Below are 21,322 nucleotides of genomic sequence, written 5' to 3'. Positions count from 1 at the left end.
GCGGGGAGCGAAATTTCGCCATGCTCCCTTTTTCGAGCCAGTTTCCCGGCGTGTTGCCCGTCCGATCAGACCTCGGTCGAACGGATCGCGATCGCCGCGGCCGCCGCGCGCGTTTCCACGCCCAGCTTTTCGTAGATCCGCTCCAGGTGTTTCTGCACCGTGCGCGGGCTGATTTCCAGCACGTCGCTGATGTCGGCGTTGGATTTGCCATAGCTGATCCACAGCAGCACTTCGGCTTCGCGTTCGGTCAGGTTGAGCCGGCCCTGGAGGCGCACGGCATCGCCGGCGGGGTCGACCTGATTGAGGCGGATCAGCACTTCGTTTTCGCGGTATTGCGCGATCAGCACGAATTCGAGCGCGAGTTCCTCGCCATTCTGGCCGAAATCGATGCGCAGCGATGATCCTGGCGTGTCGCTGCGCTGGAGCAGGCGTTCGATCGTCTGGCGCACCTGGGGCGGCAGGTGGCCGGTTTCGCGCGCCCAGCCGGGTGAAAGCCGCGCGATCGCGCGTTCGGCTAGTGGCGTGCACCACAGGAACTGGCCGGCCATGTCGGTAGACAGCATCATCCGGCCGGTGGCATCGAGACCCACAGTGCTCGCCTGGACGACGCGGGCATGGCCCATGTGGACGCGCACGCGCGCAAGCAATTCGTGGACATTGACGGGTTTGCGCACGTAGTCGACGCCGCCGACTTCGAACCCTTCGATCACGTGTTCGCTTTCGGTGAGGCCGGTCATGAAGATCACGGGGACGTGGCGGCTGGCGGGGTTGGCCTTGATCCTTGCCGTCGTCTCGAAGCCGTCGATGCCGGGCATGACCGCGTCCATCAGCACGAGATCGGGCACGATATGCGCGATCAGGTCGAGCGCGCCCTGCCCCGAAGTCGCGACGAGCACGGTGATGCCGCTGGCTTCGAGCGTGTCGGTCAGCATGCGCAGCGATTCCGGTTGGTCATCGACCACCAGGACCGTGTCGCGATGCGCAGGAGCGTCGTTCATCAGGTCGTTTCCAGGCAAGCAAGTTTCATTCAGGCTTTTTCCAGCAGACGGGCAAGCCCTGAGAGATCAAAACGGTCGAGACAGTCGTACAATTTGACAACGAGCGGGAAATTCTTGCCGGTCACGGCTTCGATCGCGCGGATTTCCGCCTCCATACCACGGACGTGGCCGATACGAACCCGTTCGCGCAAACGATCGAGATGCTCTCTGGCGGCCTCCGGCAGCACGAAATCTTCGGCCGGGGCTGCGCTGGCCGTGGCGACATCGGCCGCGTCCTGCGGGGCAAATGTCCAGGTAAGGCCGAGCAGTTCGCCGATGGTATCGATCATGGTGTCGATCTCGACAGGTTTGACCAGGAAACGGTCGTGCGCGTCATCGGTGGTCGCGTCGCCCGAGCCGTGGCGTTCGTGCGCATTGGCCGACAGCATGACGATGCGCATGTCATTGCCCGCCAGTTTGCGCAGCGCGGTTGCAGTCTCCCAGCCCGACCAGCCGGGCATCGCGATATCGAGCAGCGCGAGGTCGAAGCTTTGCGCGCGCGCCATTGCCAGCGCGGTTTCGCCGTCGTTGACGGCCACGATATCGAAATCGAGATCACCGAGCACCTGGCGCACGAACGCGAGTTGGCGCGGATCATCGTCGGCGGCCAGGATCGAGCGGCGCGGGCCGAGATAGCCGGTGGCGATGCGGCGCGCGGCACCCCCCAGACCGTCAAGGCCTTCGCCGGGGCCGTCGCGATGGCCCACGACCTGCCCCAGCATCACGCGCACGCGGAAGGTCGAGCCTTTGCCGGGCACGCTTTCCAGATCGAGTTCGCCGCCCAGAATCTGGATGATCGCGCGCGTGATCGGCAGGCCCAGGCCGATACCGCCGGCGCGAGCGCCTTCGACGCCGCGGTCGAACGGGGCAAAGATTGCCTCCTGCGATTCCGGCGCGATGCCGGGCCCGGTGTCGCGCACTTCGAACGTGGCGATCTGGGCCGAGTAGCGCACTTTCAGCACGACTTCGCCGGCTTGCGTGTATTTGATCGCGTTGGAAATCAGATTGATCAGCGCCTGGCGCAGGCGTTTCTGATCGGCGCGCACGTAATCGGGCAAGTGACCGACGACTTCGGTGCGGAACACCAGGCCCTTGGCTTGCGCGGCGGGGCGGAACATGCGGCCGACCTGGTCGATGAACGCAGGCAGGCGCACGGTGTCGGTCGATACGCGCAATACGCCGTTTTCGACGAGCGAGATGTCGAGCAGCCCTTCGACCAGGTCGTTGAGATGTTCGGCGCTGCGGCGGATGACGCGCGCGGCCTCGATCGCGTCGATCGCGGTGCCGCGTTCGAGCAATTGCGCATAGCCGTAGATGGCATTGAGCGGCGAGCGGATCTCGTGGCTGACATTGGCGAGATAGCGGCTTTTGGCGGCATTGGCGGCCTCGGCCGCGTCGCGTTCGCGCTGAAGCTTGCCCAGCGCCACATCGGGTTGCGGCGTCGGTTCGCTGGTATGTGCATAACGGGTCACCGGTGGTGCGCCGATTGCACCACCATCCGTTAAGGGCGAATCGGGCATGGATTGCTTGCGGCGTGACGCGATCAGCAGGGCGATTGCTACGCTCGATATAGCGACGAGGCCATCGCGCAAGCGGCCGCGCGTCATTGCCGGTGTGCCCATGGCAACCGGTGCGCATATTCCAAAAGCTGGGTAGGGCGTCCGGCCGGTTGCCCCGTTGCGGCATGCGCCATTCGTCTTTGCGTGACCCCGTTCACACCCGGGCAGATATGATGACCTTGCCCGGGATCATGCTGGAATGTGTGCACTGCAAACGATGTCGGTACAAGTCAAAACGGACGACCGGGCACCAGCCACCCGTGCCGCCATACCCCGCAAACCTGGGGATTATGCGGGCTTTTGCCGGCAGGCGCGCGTGACGGCGCGACTTGCCTGCCAGGCTATGGGTCAAATCAGATAAGATCGTCTTTTTGCAGACGCTGCAACAGGCGCAGCGCGACCGAATGCCGGATCGCTTTGCCTTCGCGCAGTTTTACCCAGGTATTCAGTCCGATACCGAAGTGGTTCTGGATCACTTCAGGCTTCTGGCAGTGGATGATGGAGCGCATCTTGTCGATGACATCATCCTCGAGATAAGTGAGTTTTTGAACGCGCATTTCGACCCCTTCTCGATTGGCGTTGGTACGACTAGCGTTTGGACCAGGTTAACCTTGCGATCCCAGATTATGCCGCAATGCGTCACAGCCCATACGCATTTTGGCCCATGGCCAAACGGGGCCGCAACACCCTATCAGGCCGCGTTTAGTCGTTCGGCAGAGGCACTTGCCCGCTCGACCGAGACCGGCAGCCGACGCGTCGAGGCGCCCGAAGCCGGCAGTGGACCCCGCCCGGTAGCCCACAGCCGGGATAACTTGCATCACAGATCGCATTAGGGCAGCGCCCTTGCAAGTGGGTGTCACGGGGGCTGTGACAGCACAAAAACATCGGGGATTTTAAACCGGAATGGCCGTATTCCTGATCCTTGCGGCAGTGCCTGCGGTTATGGCCGCATCGCTTTCCGACGCTGCGCCAGCGCCTGCAAACCCCGCGCCGGATACAGACAACGCGTCGCCGATCATCGTGACCGGACGTGCTCTGGGTGATCTGCCGGCAACTTCGGCGTATCAGGTATCGACGATCGATGCTGCGCGAATCGGCCAGGTCCCGTCGGGACGGCTTGAAGATGCGCTGGCCGATGTCGCCGGGCTGCAGCTGTTTCGCCGGTCGGACAGCCGCTCGGCCAATCCATCGGCCGACGGTTTCACCTTGCGCGCGCTGGGCGGCAATGCTGCCAGCCGCACGCTGGTGCTGCTCGATGGCGTACCCCAGGCCGATCCGTTCTTTGGCTCGATCCCGCTTGCCGCGATCAACCCTGCGCAGATCGCCGACATTCGCGTGATCCATGGAGGCGGCAGCGGCGCGTTCGGATCGGGCGGCGTTGCGGGCACGATCGACATGACCAGCGCCGGCGCCAATGACCGCAACCTGGTCACCGGGCAGGCGCTGCTCGACGATCGCGGCGATACCGATGTGGCAGCCGGTATCGCGCCCAAACTGGGTAACGGCTATGCCGTCTTGTCCGGCCAGTGGGCTCGCGGTCCCGGTTTCTGGACCACGCCGGTCAGCCAGCGCGTACCCGCCAGCGCCAAGGCCCGCTATGAAAGCTGGTCGCTCGCGCTGCGTACGGTGACGCAAGTGACGCCCGATATCGAATTGCAGGGGCGGATAGCAGCCTTCGGCGATGCGCAGACCTTGCGCTTCAAGGGCGCGCTGACCGGGATGAGCGGCGAGGATGCCTCGGTGCGGCTGGTCGGGCGGGGGCCTTGGCAGTTCGAGGCGCTGGCTTATGGCCAGCTGCGCAATTTCAACAGCCTGACACTCAGTGCGACGACGTACCTGCCCGTCGACAACCAGCGCGATACACCATCGAGCGGTGCGGGCGGAAAGATCGAGATCCGCCCGCCCCTGGGGTCTGCGCACGTGTTGCGGCTGGGCAGCGACTGGCGCGAAGTCAGCGGCTATGAAGACGAGGACCTCTATACCAAAGGCGTGATCAGCAGCCATCGCACCGAAGGCGGCACCAATGACGACCTCGGGCTCTATGGCGAGGATGCATGGACATTCGGCGCGCTGCAGCTGACCGCCGGCGGCCGCGCCGATCGCTGGATCATCCGCGACGGGCATAACCAGACGCAGACCCTGGCGGGCAAGCCGCTGGTGACCGCCGCCTATCCCGAGCGATCGGGCTGGAACGGGTCGTTTCGCGGCGGCGCGCTGGTCCATGCTGCGTCCACGCTCGATCTGCGCGGCTCGGCCTATTCGGGCATGCGCCAGCCGACGCTGAACGAATTGTACCGCAGCTTTACCGTGTTTCCGGTGACGACGCTGGCCAACCCCGGTCTCGTCAATGAGCAATTGCGCGGATACGAGGGCGGGGTCGACTGGCGGCCGATCAAGGCCGTCGCACTGCATCTGACCGGGTTCGACAACAAGGTGGATCACGCGATCACGAATATCACGGTAAACGCCACGACGCAGCTGCGCCAGAATGTGCCCGCTATCCATGCCCACGGGGTGGAAGCGGCGGGCGACGCGCACTTCGGTGCGTTTGCATTAGCCGGTTCGCTGGCCTGGACGATCGCGCGGATGGAGGCGCCCGGGCAAAAATACGACGGGTTGCGCCCGCCGCAGACCCCGCGCCTGTCGGCCAGCGCCAATGCGACCTGGACGCCAAGGCCGGGCTACGTGCTGGCAGCGACAGTGCGCTATGTCGGGGTTGCGTTCGAGGATAGCCTGTCGACGGCGCCTTTGCCGGCCGCGACCACGGTCGGCGCGTTTGCAACGATGCCGTTGAAGGGGCCGTTCAGCCTGGTGCTGCGCGGGGAAAACCTGGGCAATGTTACAGTCGTGACGCGCAATTCGGGCGGGACAATCGATATCGGCACGCCGCGCACGGTGTGGGCGGGGGTTCGCGTGGGGTTGTGAGGCGCATGTCCCATACCCCCAATCAGCCTTGCAAACGATTGCAGACACGCCAGTGCTGCCACGCGAACATCTGTATTTATTTGCCCGGCCGGCACTTGAATGCTTGATAGCCTTGCGCAAGCTGGCCTACCCATGCGGCGGGAGAGGCATCCCTGGTTGAACATGGGGCGATCGCGCAAGATCGTCATGGAATGTTCACGCGGGGCGCCGAGATAAGGCCTGAGACTAATTAAGCCCAGGAGCCGCGTTGCATGAGCCTTGACGTCCCGCTGAGCCCCGGCTCCAAAGCTGCCGATATCGACGTCCATATCATCGATGTGCTGCGCCACCGCGTCGGCAAGGATGAACGCGCCGCCAAACCCCACGACTGGTATACCGCGACGGTCCTGACGCTGCGCGATGCGATCATCGACGTGTGGATGGAATCGACCCGCGACACCTATGACAGCGCCGGCAAGCGCGTGTATTATCTCAGCCTCGAATTCCTGATCGGGCGCCTGCTGCGCGATGCCCTGTCCAACATGGGGCTGACACGCGAAATGGAGCTGGCCTTGCGCGAGCACGGCCTCGATCTGTCTGCGCTCGAAGACCTGGAGCCCGATGCGGCGCTGGGCAATGGCGGGCTCGGCCGCCTGGCCGCGTGCTTCATGGAAAGCCTCGCCAGTCTCGATATCCCCGCGTACGGCTATGGCATCCGCTACAAGAACGGCATGTTCCGTCAGCGGATCGACGATGGCTGGCAGGTCGAACTGCCCGAAACCTGGCTCAGCCATGGCAACCCCTGGGAATTCCCGCGCCGCGAAAGCGCGTACCGCATCGGGTTCGGCGGCGAAGTCGTCGATCGCGGGGATGCGGTCGAATGGATCCCGGCCGAACAGATCGAGGCCATTGCCTATGATACGCCGGTCGTCGGCTGGCGCGGCAAACGTGTCAACACGCTGCGGCTGTGGACCGCGCGCGCGCTCGATCCGATCAAGCTCGACAAGTTCAACGCCGGCGATCATGTCGGCGCGCTGGTCGACGAGGCCGAGGCCGATGCGCTGGTGCGCGTGCTGTATCCCGCCGACAACACGCCGTCGGGGCTGGAGCTTCGCCTGCGGCAGGAGTTTTTCTTCACCTCCGCCTCGATCCAGGACATCGTGCGGCGCCATGTGCAATATCACACCGATGTGCGCACTTTGCCCGACAAGGCCGCGATCCAGCTGAACGACACGCATCCTTCGGTGGCGGTTGCCGAGCTGATGCGGCTGCTGGTCGATATTCACGGGCTGGAATTCAACGAAGCGTGGGAGGTGACCAAGGCAACGATCGGCTATACCAATCACACGCTGCTGCCCGAAGCGCTGGAATCGTGGCAGCTGCCGCTGTTCGAGCGCCTGCTGCCGCGGCACATGCAGATCATCTATGCGATCAACAGCCGCGTGCTGCGCGAGGCGCGGCGTGCGGAGATGACCGACGAGCAGATTTCGGCGATCAGCCTGGTCGATGAACATGGCGAGCGCCGCGTGCGAATGGCCAACCTGGCGTTTGTCGGCGCACACAGCATCAATGGCGTGGCCGCGCTGCACACCGAACTGATGAAAACGACGGTGTTTGCCGATCTCCACGCGCTGTACCCGACGCGGATCAACAACAAGACCAATGGCGTGACGCCGCGCCGCTGGCTGCTGAAGTGCAATCCAGGGCTGGTTTCGGTGATCAAGGATGCCATTGGCGACGGGTTTCTCGATGATACCGCGAAACTGGCCGACCTGAATGCGCTGGCCGATGACGCTGCGCTGGGTGAGCGTATTGCCGAAGTCAAACGGTCGAACAAGGTCGCGCTGGCCACACATCTCAAGACGCTCACCGGGATCCGGCTCGATCCCGACGCGCTGTTCGATGTGCAGATCAAGCGCATCCACGAATACAAGCGCCAGCTGCTCAATCTGATCGAAACGGTCGCGCTGTATGACCAGATCCGCAGCCATCCCGAACGCGACTGGGTGCCGCGCGTCAAGATTTTCGGCGGGAAGGCGGCGCCGAGCTATCACAACGCCAAGTTGATCATCAAGCTGGCCAACGACATCGCCCGCCGGATCAATTCGGACCCCTCGGTGGGCGGATTGCTCAAGGTCGTGTTCGTGGCCAATTACAACGTGTCGCTGGCCGAACGGATCATCCCTGCGGCCGATCTGTCAGAGCAGATTTCGACAGCCGGGATGGAGGCATCGGGCACCGGCAACATGAAGTTCGCGCTGAATGGCGCGCTGACGATCGGCACGCTCGATGGCGCGAATATCGAGATCAAGGATCGTGTCGGCGATGCCAATATTGCGATCTTTGGCCTGACCGCCGACGAAGTCGCGTTCACCCGCGCCAACAACTACAATCCGCGCGCGATCATCGAATCCTCGCCCGAACTGTTTCAGGCGATCACTGCGATCCAGAGCGGGGTGTTCAGCCCCGATGATCCCGACCGGTACAAGGATTTGATGGACGGGCTGTACGACAGCGACTGGTTCCTCGTCGCCGCCGATTTCGACGGGTATCACACGGCACAGCGCGCCATCGACACCCGCTGGGAGAACCCCGCGGCATGGCGGGCGAGCTGCATACGGAACATCGCGAACGTCGGGTGGTTTTCTTCAGACCGAACCATTCGCGAATATGCCAAGGATATCTGGAATGTCTGATGCTGGCTGCAACGCGCGATTGAAACCAGTATAAGCCGGATGGGAGAGGACAAGACCACAATGAAGCCCCCGGCAACCGCCATCGCAGCCTTGCTCGATGGCACGCATGCCGATCCGTTTTCGCTGCTGGGCGTGCTCGCGGGGCCGGGTGGGACATTTGCGCGTGCGGTGCTGCCGGGCGCCCGCGACGTCCGCGCTTTCAGCTTGGCGGACAAGCCGCTGGGCACGCTGGAGATGGTCGACGAGCGGGGATTGTTCGAAGGCAAGCTGTCCGGCCCGCCGCAACCGGTGCGGTATCATTGTTCGGATGGCGCGCATACGTGGCAGGTGACCGATCCGTTTTCATTCGGGCCGGTGCTGGGCCCGACCGATGATTTCCTGATTGGTCAAGGCACGCATTTTCGCTTGTTCGACAAGATGGGCGCGCACGTCATCGATCACGAGGGCGCGACCGGCGTGCATTTCGCAGTCTGGGCGCCCAACGCCAGCCTGGTCGCGGTGGTCGGCGATTTCAACGAATGGGATGGCCGGCGCCATCCGATGCGGCGGCGCGCGGATACCGGGATCTGGGAAATCTTCATCCCCGATATCGCCCGTGGCCGCGCGTACAAATTCCGCATCACCGGCCCCGACGGCACCGTGCAGCCACTCAAGGCCGACCCTTACGCATTCTTTTCCGAACTGCGCCCCGCCACCGCGTCGATCGTCGCCGCGCCCGGCAAGCCCGAATGGGGCGATGCGGCGCACCGCGCGCATTGGGCCAGGATCGATGCCCGGCGGCAGCCGATCTCGATCTACGAAGTTCACGCCGGATCATGGCGTCATGCGCCGCATCGCGACATTCCCGGCCATGCCGAGGGCCACGTGTTTCCGACCTGGGACGAATTGGCCGACCAGTTGATTCCGTATGTCATCGATATGGGCTTTACCCATATCGAGTTTCTGCCGGTCAGCGAGCATCCGTATGATCCCAGCTGGGGCTATCAGACGACCGGGCTCTATGCGCCATCGGCGCGGTTTGGCGAGCCCGAAGGGTTTGCGCGGTTTGTCGACGGGGCGCACCGCGCCGGGCTCGGGGTGTTGATCGACTGGGTGCCAGCGCATTTTCCGACCGACGCGCACGGTTTGGCGAAATTCGACGGGACGTCGCTGTACGAACACGCCGACCCGCGCCAGGGCTTCCATCCCGACTGGAACACCGCGATCTACAATTTCGGGCGGCGCGAGGTTGAGGCGTTCCTGACCAACAACGCGTTGTTCTGGGCGGAGAAATACCATGTGGACGGGCTGCGCGTCGATGCCGTCGCCTCGATGCTGCACCGCGATTATTCGCGTGAGGCAGGCGAATGGGTGCCCAATGATCAAGGCGGCCGCGAAAATTGGGAGGCGGTGCATTTCCTGCAGGGAATGAACCGGGCGGTCTATGGCAGCCATCCCGGCGTGGTGACCGTCGCCGAGGAAAGCACGACGTGGCCCGGCGTGTGCATGCCGGTGGAAGAAGGCGGGCCCCGGACCGCCCTGGGCTTCGGCTTCAAATGGAACATGGGTTTCATGAACGACACGCTGCAATACATGGCGCGCGAACCGATCCACCGGCAGCATCATCACGACGACATCACGTTCGGAGTGACGTATGCGTTCACCGAGAATTTCGTGCTGCCGCTCAGCCATGACGAAGTGGTGCATGGCAAGCGATCGCTGATCGACAAGATGAGCGGCGACGAATGGCAGCAGTTCGCCAACTTGCGCGCCTATTACGGCATGATGTGGGGTTATCCGGGCAAGAAGCTGTTGTTCATGGGGCAGGAATTTGCCCAGCGTCGTGAATGGAGCGAAGCGCGCGAGCTCGATTGGGGCCTGCTTCATCACGCGCCGCACTGGGGGGTGCGCGCATGGGTGCGCGATCTCAACCGGGTTTATCGCGCCTTGCCCGCGTTGCACGCACGCGATTGCGAAAGCGACGGGTTCGAATGGGTGGTCGTCGATGATGCCGCCGCCAGCGTGTTCGCCTGGTTGCGCAAGGCGCCCGGCGAAAACCCGGTCGCAGTCGTCAGCAATTTCACGCCCGCAGTGCATTGGCATTACCGCCTGCCGCTGCCGCACGAGGGCACGTGGCGCGAAGTGCTGAACAGCGATGCCGCGATCTATGGCGGATCGGGCCAGGGCAACCAGGGTGCCATCGAAGTCAAAAACGGGGCGGCGCTGGTGATTGTGCCGCCGCTGGCCACGGTCATGTTCGAATTTATCGGGAGCTTGCAGGGATGAGGGACAGGAGCGCGGGACAACCGCTGGCACGCGACGCAATGGCCTATGTGCTCGCGGGCGGGCGGGGCAGCCGGTTGAAGGAATTGACCGACACCCGCGCCAAACCGGCGGTCTATTTTGGCGGGGTCAGCCGGATCATCGACTTTGCGCTGTCCAACGCGCTCAATTCGGGCATTCGCCGGATCGGCGTGGCGACGCAGTACAAGGCGCATTCGCTGATCCGGCACATGAACCGCGCGTGGAATTTCATGCGGCCCGAACGCAACGAAAGTTTCGACATCCTGCCCGCGTCGCAGCGCATTTCCGAACAGATGTGGTATGAAGGCACGGCCGATGCGGTGTTTCAGAACATCGATATCATCGCCAGCCATGCGCCCAAGTACATGGTGATCCTGGCCGGCGATCATATCTACAAGATGGATTACGAATTGATGCTGCAACAGCATGTCAATTCGGGCGCGGATGTCACGATCGGCTGTCTTGTGGTCAAGCAGCACGAGGCCAGCGCGTTTGGCGTGATGGCGGTCGACACGCAAAGCAATGTCACGGCGTTTGTGGAAAAGCCGGCCGATCCGCCGACGATACCCGGCGAACCGGAGTACAGCCTGGCGTCGATGGGCATTTATGTATTCGACACCGAATTCCTGTTCGAAGAGCTCAAACGCGATGCGGCGACGCCCGGATCAAGCCGCGATTTCGGCAACGACATCATCCCCTACATCGTCAAGCACGGCAAAGCCGTCGCGCACCGGTTTACCGACAGCTGCGTGCGTGCCAGCGACCAGACCAGCGAATACTGGCGCGATGTCGGCACGCTCGATGCGTATTTCGACGCCAATCTCGATCTGACCGATGTGGTGCCACAGCTGAACATGTATGACCGCAACTGGCCGATCTGGACCGACCAGATCATCGCCGCGCCGGCCAAGTTCGTGCATGACGCCGATGGGCGACGCGGCATGGCGATCTCGTCGCTGATCAGCCAGGATTGCATCGTTTCGGGCGCGCTCGCGCGGCGCTCGATGCTGTTTACCGGGGTCAAGATGGGATCGTGGTCGAGCGTCGAGGAGGCGGTGATCCTGCCGTATTGCAACATCGGGCGCGGTGCGCGGCTGAGACGCGTGATTCTCGATTCCGGCGTGCGCATTCCCGAAGGTCTGGTGGTGGGCGAGGATCCTGAACTCGACGCGCGCCGGTTTCGCCGGACGGACAGCGGGGTATGTTTGATTACCAAGACGATGATCGAACAGCTGTAATCCTCCCCCTCAGGGGAGGATTTGGGGTGAACTTATGACTATCCGCGTGTTGTCGATTGCGTCCGAAGCGGCGCCCCTGATCAAGACCGGCGGGCTTGCCGATGTGGCCGGCGCGCTGCCTGCGGCGGTCGCGGACCAGGACGTGGCGATGACGACCATGCTTCCGGGCTATCCGGCCGTGATGGCGACGCTGGGCAAGACCCGGGCGATACACACCTGGCCATCGTTGCTGGGAGAGCCGGCGCGGCTGTTGCAGGGGACGATCGGCGGGTATCCGTTGCTGGTGCTCGATGCGCCCACGCTGTTTCGCCGCGATGGCGGGCCGTATGGCGATGACAGCGGGCGCGACTGGGCGGACAACGATCTGCGCTTTGCCGCATTTTCCAGAGCCGCCGCCGATGTCGCGAGTGGCGCTGTGAAAAAGCTGACATTCGACATCGCGCATGCGCACGACTGGCAGGCGGGGCTCGTGCCGGCGTACCTGAAATTCGCGCCGGCGGGCGACGCGCCGCCGAGCGTGATGACCATCCACAACATGGCGTTTCAGGGCTATTTTCCGCCCGCGCTGTTTGGCCGTCTGGGCTTGCCGGATGCCGCCTGGGCGATCGATGGTGTCGAATATCATGGCGGCGTGGGTTTTCTGAAAGCCGGGCTGTCTACTGCCTGGGCCGTGACCACAGTCAGCCCGACGTATGCGCGCGAAATTCGCCATCGCGATTTCGGCATGGGGCTCGATGGACTGATCCGCGCGCGCCACGGCCAGGTTCGCGGCATCGTCAACGGCATCGACACCCGCGAATGGAACTCCGCCACCGATCCCGCACTGCCCGCGACGTTTACCGCGCGCACCCTGCCCCGCCGCGCCGCCAACAAGGTCGCGCTGGCGGCGGAGTTCGATCTGGAACCCGGTGATGGCCCGCTGTTTGTCGTGATCAGCCGGCTCACCTGGCAAAAGGGCATGGATGTGCTGCTCGAAGTGATCGACCATCTGGTTGGCCTGGGCGGGCGGCTGGCGGTGTTGGGATCGGGCGATCGCGGGCTCGAAGCCGAACTGCTGGCGGCGAGCATGCGCCACCCCGGGCGTGTCGGCGTGCGCATCGGCTATGACGAAGCGCTGTCGCACCGGATGCAGGCCGGGGGTGATGCGATCCTGATCCCCAGCCGGTTCGAACCATGCGGGCTGACCCAGCTGTACGGGCTGGCCTATGGCTGCGTCCCGGTCGTTTCGCGCACCGGGGGCCTCGCCGATACGGTGGTCGATGCCAATCTGGCCGCGCTTGTCGCCGGCAGCGCGACGGGCATCCATTTCAACGCGGTGAATTACGATCTGCTGGCCGAGGCGATCGATCGCACGATCACGCTGTACCATGACCGCGCGGCGTGGCACCAGATTCAGCGCGCGGGCATGAAATCCGATTTCTCATGGGGTCGCAGTGGCAAAGCCTATGCCGATCTTTACGCCCGGTTGATGGAGTCCCGATGATCAAGACCGTACCATGCACCCCCTATGCCGGGCAAAAACCCGGCACATCGGGATTGCGCAAGAAAGTGCGCGTGTTTGCGCAAGCCAATTACGCCGAGAATTTCATCCAGGCGGTGTTCGACGTGGTCGAACGCGAGCCCGCCAGCACATTGGTGATCGGCGGCGACGGGCGCTATCACAACCGCACGGTGATCCAGGCGGCGATCCGCATTGCCGCGGCCAACGGTTATGGCCGCGTGCTCGTCGGGACCGGCGGCATCGCCTCGACGCCGGCGGCCAGTCACATGATCCGCAAATACCGCGCGAGCGGCGGGCTGATCCTGTCGGCCAGCCACAATCCTGGCGGCCCCGACGAGGATTTCGGGATAAAGTACAACATCGCCAATGGCGGCCCCGCGCCCGAAGGCGTGACCGAGGCGATTTACACGCGCACCACGACGATCGACCGCTGGCTGACCGTGGACGCGCCCGATGTCGACCTGGATACGGTGGGTGATACCGTCGTCGGCGCGATGACGGTCAGCGTGATCGACCCGGTGGCCGACTATGCCGACCTGATGGAAACGCTGTTCGACTTTCCTGCGATCCGCGCGGCAAAGCTGACGATGGCCTTCGATGCGATGCACGCCGTAACCGGGCCTTATGCGACAGAAATCCTGGAAAACCGGCTCGGGTTTGCGATCGGCACAGTGCACAACGGGATTCCGATGGAGGATTTCGGCGGGCATCATCCCGATCCCAACCTGGTCCATGCCAAGGCGCTGTACGATACGATGATGGCGCCCCATGCGCCCGATTTCGGCGCAGCGTCGGATGGCGATGGTGATCGCAACCTGATCATCGGGCGGCACCGCTTCATCACGCCGTCCGACAGCCTGGCGATGCTGGCCGCAAACGCGCATCTGGCGCCGGGCTATGCGCGCGGGCTGGCCGGGATAGCGCGGTCGATGCCGACGAGCGCGGCGGCCGATCGCGTGGCGGCGGCGCTGGGCGTGCCCGCGTTTGAAACGCCGACGGGGTGGAAATTTTTCGGCAATCTGCTCGATGCGGGCAAAGTCACGATCTGCGGCGAGGAAAGTGCCGGCACCGGATCCGACCATGTCCGCGAAAAGGACGGCCTGTGGGCGGTCTTGTTGTGGCTGAATATTCTGGCCGTGCGCAAGATCAGCGTCGATGCGCTCGCACGCGAGCACTGGGCGACGTACGGCCGCAACTATTACGCGCGGCATGATTACGAGGCGTTGCCTATCGCCGAAGCCGACGCGCTGATCGCGGAGCTGACGGCAAAGCTGTCAACGTTGCGCGGCACGACATTCGGGGCGCTGACGGTCAATGTGGCCGACAGTTTCTCGTACCTCGATCCGGTGGACGGGTCGACCAGCGCCAACCAGGGCCTGCGCGTGCTGTTCGAGGGCGGATCGCGCATCGTGTTCCGCCTGTCGGGTACCGGCACCGAAGGCGCGACCTTGCGCGTCTATCTTGAACGCTATGAGCCCTGCGAAGGGTCGCTCGACCGCGAAACCGGCGATATGCTGGCCGATCTGATCGCGGCAGCGGACAGCCTGGCCGGCATTGCGCGCCACACCGGCCGCACCCAGCCGAGCGTTATCACATGAGCGCGATTGCCGGGCCGGAGGGCACCCAATTCCGCGTACACAGCCCGCAGGCGGACGGGGTGACGGTGTGCCTGTTCACCGGCGATGCCGAACGGCACGTGCCGATGGTGCGCGACGGTGATGACTGGGCGGTCACGGTACCGGGCAATCTGGCGGGCGAAAAATATGGATTTCGCGCCAGCGGCATCTGGGCGCCCGATCAAAAATTGTGGTTCGATCCGGCCAAGCTGCTCGCCGATCCGGGCGCGGTCGAATTCGATCGCCCGTTCGTGTTCGACGCCGCGCTGGCGCAGCATGGCATCGATACCGCCGCCCTGATGCCGCGCGCGATCGTGCCCGGCCCGATCGCGGAGGTGCCGCGTGCGCCGCCGGTGTTTACCGTGGGCGGATTGATCTACGAGATCCATGTGCGCAGCTTTACCTGGCTGCACCCCGATATCCCGCCCGAACAGCGCGGCACGATCGCTGCTCTGGCCCATCCGGCGATCATCGCGCATCTGCAAAAGCTGCGCGTTGCCGCGGTCGAATTGATGCCGGTCGTCGCCTGGGTCGACGAGCGGCATCTGGGCCCCCTCGGGCTGACCAATGCCTGGGGGTATAATCCGGTCGCGCCGATGGCGCTGGAGCCGCGGATCTGCCCCGGCGGCATGGCAGAGTTTGCCGCCACGGTTGCGGCGTTGCGCGCGGCGGGGATCGGCGTCATTCTCGACCTGGTGTTCAACCATTCGGGCGAAAGCGATGAGCTTGGTCCGCTGCTGTCGTTTCGCGGCATCGACAACCAGGCCTATGCACATGACGCCGCCGGCACGCTGGTCAACGATACCGGGTGTGGCAACACGCTCGATTTTGCCAACGTCGCGTTTCGCACGCTGGTGCTCGACAGTTTGCGCCATTTCGTGCGGTTTGCCGGGGTCGACGGCTTTCGCTTCGACCTGGCCACGATCATGGCGCGCGGGCCGGAATTCGACCCCGCTGCGCCGATCTTTGCCGAGATCGCCGCCGATCGCTGGCTGGCCGACCGGGTGCTGATCGCCGAGCCGTGGGATATCGGCCCGGGCGGGTATCAGCTGGGCAATTTTCCGCCGCACTGGCTGGAATGGAACGATAGGTATCGTGACGACGTGCGCAAATTCTGGCGCGGCGATGCCACGATAGGCCTGCTGGCGACGCGCATGGCCGGGTCTGCCGATGTGTTCGGGTCTTGCGCCGATCGTCCGTGCAAGTCGGTTGCGTTTCTGGCGGCGCACGATGGCTTCACGCTGGCCGACATGCTCGCCTACAACGAGCGGCACAACTTCGCCAATGGCGAGGACGGCCGCGATGGCCAGGGCGAAAACTACAGCTGGAACAACGGAGTCGAAGGGCCGAGCGACGATCCTGCCGTGATCAGCCGCCGCGCGGCCTATGCGCGCGCCATGCTGGGCACACTGTTTGCTTCGGCAGGGACGATCATGCTGACCGCTGGCGACGAATTCGGCCGCAGCCAGAACGGCAACAACAACGCCTACGCCCAGGATAACGCGCTGACCTGGCTCGACTGGGCCAACCGCGATACCGAACTGGAAGAACACGTTGCGGTGCTGGCTGCCTGGCGCGCTGCGCATTTCCCCGCCAAGGCGTCATTTCCCGAAGATGGCGCTTGGCAGACGCTGGATGGCCACGCGATGGCGCCGGCGGATTGGGATGCGCCCGCCGCGCATGGCTTTGTCTGGCGCGCGCCCAATGGCGCGCGGGTTGCCATCGACCGCAATGCGATCGAGGTCGTTGTCTCGCAACCCAAAAAAGCCCTCCCATAAACGGGGACGGCCCGCGTGGGGGTTTATGACGCGCATGCTGATCACGCCTGCCCTGGCAATCGCTTGCGCAACGCCAGACGCTGTCCGTCACGTTTTCCATTGCAATATCGGGTGTCTTGCGACAGTCCCGGCTACCCGTGACCGAGACCATGCCCACCCCTGCCCCGTCCGCCGGACGCGAAGCACTTGGCGGCCGCCCACATCGCGATGTAAGACGCCTGCTCGCGTCGATCCACGATGTCTCGCCGCGATCGCACAGCGCGGTGGATGCGCTGGCCGACCGGTTGCAAGGCCACCTCGGCGGGCCGAAATTCGCGATGCTGGTTATCCCCGACCACTGGGGCGAGGCGCCGATCGCCGGCAATGCCGCGTTCCACACGCAATTGCGCCGCTGGGCCGACCTGGGCATCGAAATGTTCCTGCACGGCTGGTGCCACCGCGACGAGACACCCGCGACCGGGCGGCTGGCACAGATCAAGGGCCAGCACATGACCGCGGGCGAAGGCGAATTCCTCAGCCTGTCGCAAGCCGAAGCGGCACGCCGGATGCGCGAGGGCAAGGCCTTGCTCGAGGATATCCTGGGCAAGCCGGTCGCCGGGTTTATTGCGCCGGCATGGCTGTATGGCCCGGGCGCACTGGCCGCGCTGGGTGACGTCGGCTTTGCGCTGGCCGAGGACCACATGACTGTGTGGGCACCGGGACAGGCCGGCACCGACCGCCGCGTGCTGTCGCGCGGCCCGGTCGTGACCTGGGCCAGCCGCAATCCGGGACGCATCCGCTCGTCGCTGGGGTTTGCCGCGCTTGCCCGGCCCACGCTGCCGCTGTTGCTCCGCGATCTGCGCGTTGCGGTGCATCCCGGCGATGTCACGGTGCCCGCGCTCCTGGCCTCGATCGATGCCACCCTGGCGCGATTTGCGCGAACGCATCGTCCGTCGCGCTATGCCGCGCTGCTGGCCTGATCACATCGCATGCGGATAATTCGCAACGTGACTGGACCCGGAGCACCAAGCTGCCTAAACGCGGGGCCGATGGCCGTGGGTTCGCCCTGCGCTGCAATCGCGATGGAGCGCATCACGACCATGACCATTCCAGGCCGGCCCCATGATACGATCACGCGCCGATGACCGACCCTGTGACCGCTGACCTGACCCCGGTTGACCGGCCCCCGGCTGACCTGCCCGCCTCAAACCCGGTTTCGCGCTGGCGCCGGCTGAGCGCCTATATCGGCCCGGCGATCTCGGTCGCCATCCTGGGCGGCGCGCTGTGGCAGGTGCACGAACTCGACTGGCACACGCTGGTCCGGTATATCCCGACATCACCGCTGATCTGGCTGGTGCTGGGCGTCAACTATCTCAGCGGCCCGGTCGGAGACTGGGTGATTTTCCGCAAGCTCTGGAAAATTCCGGCCGACGGCATCTTTCCGCTGATCAAGAAGATGATCGGCAACCAGATCCTGCTCAGCTATGTCGGCGAAGTCTATTTCTACGACTGGGCACGGCGCCATGTCAAAATGGAGGGATCTCCGTTCGGCGCGGTGAAAGACGTCGCGATCCTGTCGGCCATGGCCGGCTATGTGATGACGCTGATCATGCTGGCGATCGCCTGGCCCTATTTCAATCACTATGCATTCGGCTTCAACCGCCGCGAAATCTATGGCTCGATCGGCGTGATGCTGGTCATCGGCCTGGCCATCACGTTTTTGCGCAATCGCATCCTCAGCCTGCCGCGCAAGGATCTGGTGTTCGTGCTGATGGTCCATATGGTGCGCCTGATCGTCAACACCGTGCTGACTGCGGTGTTGTGGAGCCTGATGCTGCCCGCCGTGCCGTTTGCGTCGTGGCTGATGCTGTCGACCGGCCGGCTGCTGGTCACGCGCCTGCCGGTCATCCCCAACCAGGAGATCGCATTTGCCGGCGCGCTCGCGCTGTTTGGCGGCCCGGTCAATCAGACGCTGCAGATGATCACCGCTATTGCCCTGTTCATCACGGCTATCCATATTGTGGTGTATATGGCGATGTTGCTGCTCGATCTGGCGCAAAGGGAACGTAACGCATGATACGGGTACTGTTGCTGCCGGCTTTCCTGTTGCTGACAGCGGCTTTTATCCCCTCGTCCCCCGACCTCGGGACGGCCGAAGCGACGTGCCGCGCGGGCGAGGCCGGCCCGGCCCTGATGATCGAGGTAGTGGGCCTGAAGGACCATACCGGGCGGCTGAAAATCGAAGTCTATCCCGGGACCGAAGAGGATTTCCTGGCCGACGACAACAAGCTGGTGATGGCGGGCAAGCTGTTTCGCCGGATAGACGTGCCGGTCCCGCCTGAGCATGACCCGCATATCTGCGTGCGCCTGCCCGCGCCAGGCCGCGTTGCGGTCTCGGTGCTGCATGATCGCGATTCGAACCATCGCTTCAACTGGCAGCATGACGGCGCGGGTTTTTCCAACAATCCGCACCTGGGCTATTCGAAGCCCCGCGCCGAAACGGTGTCGTTTTATGCCGGGCCCAGGGTTACGCCAGTGCGCGTGGTGATGAACTATCGCGTCGGCCTGCTGTCGTTCGGGCCGATCGAGCCGCGCAGATGAAGCTTGTCGACGTCTGTGCGTTCTACGCGCCCAAGGGCGGCGGTGTGCGCACATATGTCGATCGCAAGCTGAGGGCCGGCGCGGAAATGGGCCACGATATCGTGGTGATCGCGCCGGGCATGAAAGACGAAGTCGAACAGCGCGGGCTCAATGCGCGGATCGTGTGGCTGAAATCGACGGTGTTTCCGCTCGACTTCAACTACCGCTATTTTACCGACGTGCCCGCGCTCTATGCCGCGCTCGATCGCGAAAAGCCCGATTTTGTCGAGGCTTCGTCGCCGTGGCGCAGCGCCAGCATCATCGCCGAATGGCCCGGCAAAGCGCCGCGATCGCTGATCATGCATGCCGATCCGCTGTCCGCCTATGCCTATCGCTGGTTCGATCCGGTGGCGACGCGCGACACGATCAACGGGCTGTTCGACCGCTACTGGCGCCATCTGCGCCGGCTGGATCAGGGCTATGACCTGATCGTGTCGGCCAGCGCCGGATTGTCGGCACGGCTGAGCGATGGCGGGTTGCAGCATGTGGTAACGAACCCGATGGGGGTCGATCCCGGCGTGTTTTCGCCGCATTTGCGCGACGCGGGTTTGCGCAAGGGCCTGCTCGAGCGGTGCGAATTGCCCGAATCCGCCACGCTGCTGCTGGGTGTCGGGCGGTTTTCTCCGGAAAAACGCTGGCCGATGCTGGTCGATGCCGTGGCCGCAGCCGGCGCGCGCAATCCGGTGGGGCTGGTGCTGGTCGGCCAGGGCCGCGATCTGAAGACTATCCAGCGGCGGATCGGGCGCAATCCGCATGTCCACATTCTGGCGCCGATCACCGTGCGCCACGAACTTGCGCGCGTGATCGCGAGCGCCGACGCGCTGTTGCACGGGTGCGAAGCCGAAACCTTTTGCATGGTCGCCGCCGAAGCGCGCGCCAGCGGCCTGCCGCTGATCGTGCCCGATGAAGGCGGCGCCGCAGACCAGGCGCGCGCCAGCCTGGGTGCGGATGGGGGGGGGTGGATCTACAAATCCGCCGACACCGCCGCTGCGGCGCAGATGATCACCGAATACTGCATCGGCCGCGAAACCGGTGTGGCCGGGCCTTATGCCGAGGTGCCCCCGCCACGCACGATGGACGATCATTTCCGCGAGCTGTTCGGCACATACGAGCGCCTGATTGCGCCCGACGCGCGCGCGGCCTGAGCACAAAACACGGTTTACAGCGCCAGTCGCACGCCTTGTCGCAAGGGTGGAACTAAGACTCGCGTTGACGCGCCGCACAATGCTATTGGCCTCGCTCGATATTATAACCCGTCGGCGTCTTTGGGGGCAAAGTCGCCGACACTCCTGAGCAAGAGGTTTGCAAACGATGGATATCGGCCGGCGCCGGTTCTGTGGCATTTTTGCCGGGACCGCAGCCTCCGCTCTTTTGCCGCGCGGCGCTTCTGCAGTGATTTCGCCTGTGCCGGCGCGGTTTGACGCACACCCTGCGATGAACCTGCCGCCCGAAACCGTCATGCCCGATGCGCGTGCCGGGGACCAGGCGCCCGCGTTGCTGCCGCGTGCGCTGGCCGCGCTTGAGGCGCATCGGGGCCGGATCGCCGACCGCAATGTGTTGGGCCTTGTCGATTTTTCCGTGCCCTCGAAACTACCACGCCTGCATATCGTCGACATTGCCGCCGGCCGTGTGCTGTCGAGCCATCTGGTCGCGCATGGCAAAGGCTCGGACCCGGAAAACAGCGGCTTTGCCGAACGTTTCTCGAATCGCATGGGCTCCGAAGCGTCGTCGAACGGCAGCTACATGCTGGGCGACACATACACGGGCAAACATGGCCGCTCGCGCCGCCTGATCGGACTCGACAGCGACAACGACCAAGCCGAACCACGCGGCATCGTGGTCCATGCCGCGGCCTATGTGTGCCCCGATTTTGCCGCGCAATATGGCCGTATCGGCCGCAGCCAGGGCTGTTTTGCGGTCCCACCCGCCGAAATCACCACCGTGCTCGATCTGCTGGGCCCGGGCCGGCTGCTGTTCGCCGCGCGGTAGAAATCGTATAAGCCCCCACGCGAGAGGGCTTTTTTTGCCCTGTGTGCCTCACGCAGATTTAGGACGGGCGTCAAGGAAAGAAAGTGGTAGAGCGTCGCGTGA

Annotated in this window: 15 protein-coding genes; 12 read left to right on the top strand and 3 right to left on the bottom strand. The window is 64.2% G+C overall.

The genetic code is table 11. The features are described from left to right. Positions 1 to 65: 65 nt before the first annotated feature. The 3 genes from ACOOE2_RS07760 to ACOOE2_RS07750 all read right to left on the bottom strand — a co-directional run bounded on the left by ACOOE2_RS07760 (position 66) and on the right by ACOOE2_RS07750 (position 3,153). A complete protein-coding gene (locus tag ACOOE2_RS07760; RefSeq protein WP_420382441.1) occupies positions 66 to 998 on the bottom strand; it encodes a response regulator in 933 nt (310 codons plus the stop codon). Positions 999 to 1,027: 29 nt separating this feature from the next. Next, positions 1,028 to 2,644, bottom strand: coding sequence for a hybrid sensor histidine kinase/response regulator (locus ACOOE2_RS07755; RefSeq protein WP_420382440.1), 1,617 nt, complete (start codon positions 2,642 to 2,644; stop codon positions 1,028 to 1,030). Positions 2,645 to 2,949: 305 nt separating this feature from the next. Then, on the bottom strand, positions 2,950 to 3,153 hold the full coding sequence (locus ACOOE2_RS07750; protein WP_420382439.1) for a hypothetical protein: 204 nt from the start codon (positions 3,151 to 3,153) through the stop codon (positions 2,950 to 2,952). A gap of 346 nt (positions 3,154 to 3,499) precedes the next feature. On the opposite strand from ACOOE2_RS07750, the gene ACOOE2_RS07745 reads away from it, so the two are divergent. The 12 genes from ACOOE2_RS07745 (at position 3,500) to ACOOE2_RS07690 (ending at position 21,220) form a co-directional block, all read left to right on the top strand. Beyond that, the gene (locus ACOOE2_RS07745) at positions 3,500 to 5,521 is read left to right on the top strand and encodes a TonB-dependent receptor (RefSeq protein WP_420382438.1); all 2,022 of its coding nucleotides are present in this window, start codon (positions 3,500 to 3,502) and stop codon (positions 5,519 to 5,521) included. 251 nt (positions 5,522 to 5,772) lie between these two features. Beyond that, a complete protein-coding gene (locus ACOOE2_RS07740) occupies positions 5,773 to 8,196 on the top strand; it encodes a glycogen/starch/alpha-glucan phosphorylase (protein WP_420382437.1) in 2,424 nt (807 codons plus the stop codon). 60 nt (positions 8,197 to 8,256) lie between these two features. Further along, positions 8,257 to 10,461, top strand: coding sequence for a 1,4-alpha-glucan branching protein GlgB (gene glgB / locus ACOOE2_RS07735; RefSeq protein WP_420382436.1), 2,205 nt, complete (start codon positions 8,257 to 8,259; stop codon positions 10,459 to 10,461). Then, positions 10,458 to 11,717: a glucose-1-phosphate adenylyltransferase gene (gene glgC, locus ACOOE2_RS07730; RefSeq protein WP_420382435.1), complete on the top strand. Its 1,260-nt coding sequence runs from the start codon at positions 10,458 to 10,460 to the stop codon at positions 11,715 to 11,717. Before glgB ends, glgC begins: the two co-directional genes overlap by 4 nt. Before the next feature lie 34 nt (positions 11,718 to 11,751). Beyond that, positions 11,752 to 13,200, top strand: a complete 1,449-nt coding sequence (gene glgA / locus ACOOE2_RS07725; RefSeq protein WP_420382434.1) for a glycogen synthase GlgA — start codon at positions 11,752 to 11,754, stop codon at positions 13,198 to 13,200. Beyond that, positions 13,197 to 14,816: an alpha-D-glucose phosphate-specific phosphoglucomutase gene (locus ACOOE2_RS07720; protein ID WP_420382433.1), complete on the top strand. Its 1,620-nt coding sequence runs from the start codon at positions 13,197 to 13,199 to the stop codon at positions 14,814 to 14,816. Before glgA ends, ACOOE2_RS07720 begins: the two co-directional genes overlap by 4 nt. Further along, positions 14,813 to 16,612 (top strand): glycogen debranching protein GlgX, encoded by a 1,800-nt coding sequence (gene glgX, locus ACOOE2_RS07715; protein WP_420382432.1) that lies wholly within the window; start codon positions 14,813 to 14,815, stop codon positions 16,610 to 16,612. The genes ACOOE2_RS07720 and glgX overlap by 4 nt, the downstream gene beginning before the upstream one ends. A 149-nt stretch (positions 16,613 to 16,761) precedes the next feature. Continuing rightward, the gene (locus ACOOE2_RS07710) at positions 16,762 to 17,571 is read left to right on the top strand and encodes a DUF2334 domain-containing protein (RefSeq protein ID WP_420382431.1); all 810 of its coding nucleotides are present in this window, start codon (positions 16,762 to 16,764) and stop codon (positions 17,569 to 17,571) included. A 161-nt stretch (positions 17,572 to 17,732) separates the two neighbouring features. After that, a complete protein-coding gene (locus tag ACOOE2_RS07705) occupies positions 17,733 to 18,668 on the top strand; it encodes a hypothetical protein (protein WP_420382430.1) in 936 nt (311 codons plus the stop codon). Further along, a complete protein-coding gene (locus ACOOE2_RS07700) occupies positions 18,665 to 19,192 on the top strand; it encodes a DUF2141 domain-containing protein (RefSeq protein ID WP_420382429.1) in 528 nt (175 codons plus the stop codon). The genes ACOOE2_RS07705 and ACOOE2_RS07700 overlap by 4 nt, the downstream gene beginning before the upstream one ends. Further along, a complete protein-coding gene (locus tag ACOOE2_RS07695) occupies positions 19,189 to 20,376 on the top strand; it encodes a glycosyltransferase (protein ID WP_420382428.1) in 1,188 nt (395 codons plus the stop codon). Before ACOOE2_RS07700 ends, ACOOE2_RS07695 begins: the two co-directional genes overlap by 4 nt. Positions 20,377 to 20,542: 166 nt before the next feature. After that, complete coding sequence (locus ACOOE2_RS07690) at positions 20,543 to 21,220, top strand: murein L,D-transpeptidase catalytic domain family protein (protein ID WP_420382427.1); 678 nt, start codon at positions 20,543 to 20,545, stop codon at positions 21,218 to 21,220. Positions 21,221 to 21,322 lie beyond the last annotated feature (102 nt).

It is taken from the genome of Novosphingobium sp., assembly GCF_965214355.1.
Lineage (GTDB): Bacteria > Pseudomonadota > Alphaproteobacteria > Sphingomonadales > Sphingomonadaceae > Novosphingobium.
This window is presented reverse-complemented; position numbering and strand designations above follow the sequence as displayed.

Coding starts and splice junctions, on each gene's coding strand:
- ACOOE2_RS07760 (WP_420382441.1), bottom strand. CDS start 998: ATGAACGACGCTCCTGCGCATCGCGACACGGTCCTGGTGGTCGATGAC.
- ACOOE2_RS07755 (WP_420382440.1), bottom strand. CDS start 2,644: ATGACGCGCGGCCGCTTGCGCGATGGCCTCGTCGCTATATCGAGCGTA.
- ACOOE2_RS07750 (WP_420382439.1), bottom strand. CDS start 3,153: ATGCGCGTTCAAAAACTCACTTATCTCGAGGATGATGTCATCGACAAG.
- ACOOE2_RS07745 (WP_420382438.1), top strand. CDS start 3,500: ATGGCCGTATTCCTGATCCTTGCGGCAGTGCCTGCGGTTATGGCCGCA.
- ACOOE2_RS07740 (WP_420382437.1), top strand. CDS start 5,773: ATGAGCCTTGACGTCCCGCTGAGCCCCGGCTCCAAAGCTGCCGATATC.
- glgB (WP_420382436.1), top strand. CDS start 8,257: ATGAAGCCCCCGGCAACCGCCATCGCAGCCTTGCTCGATGGCACGCAT.
- glgC (WP_420382435.1), top strand. CDS start 10,458: ATGAGGGACAGGAGCGCGGGACAACCGCTGGCACGCGACGCAATGGCC.
- glgA (WP_420382434.1), top strand. CDS start 11,752: ATGACTATCCGCGTGTTGTCGATTGCGTCCGAAGCGGCGCCCCTGATC.
- ACOOE2_RS07720 (WP_420382433.1), top strand. CDS start 13,197: ATGATCAAGACCGTACCATGCACCCCCTATGCCGGGCAAAAACCCGGC.
- glgX (WP_420382432.1), top strand. CDS start 14,813: ATGAGCGCGATTGCCGGGCCGGAGGGCACCCAATTCCGCGTACACAGC.
- ACOOE2_RS07710 (WP_420382431.1), top strand. CDS start 16,762: ATGCCCACCCCTGCCCCGTCCGCCGGACGCGAAGCACTTGGCGGCCGC.
- ACOOE2_RS07705 (WP_420382430.1), top strand. CDS start 17,733: ATGACCGACCCTGTGACCGCTGACCTGACCCCGGTTGACCGGCCCCCG.
- ACOOE2_RS07700 (WP_420382429.1), top strand. CDS start 18,665: ATGATACGGGTACTGTTGCTGCCGGCTTTCCTGTTGCTGACAGCGGCT.
- ACOOE2_RS07695 (WP_420382428.1), top strand. CDS start 19,189: ATGAAGCTTGTCGACGTCTGTGCGTTCTACGCGCCCAAGGGCGGCGGT.
- ACOOE2_RS07690 (WP_420382427.1), top strand. CDS start 20,543: ATGGATATCGGCCGGCGCCGGTTCTGTGGCATTTTTGCCGGGACCGCA.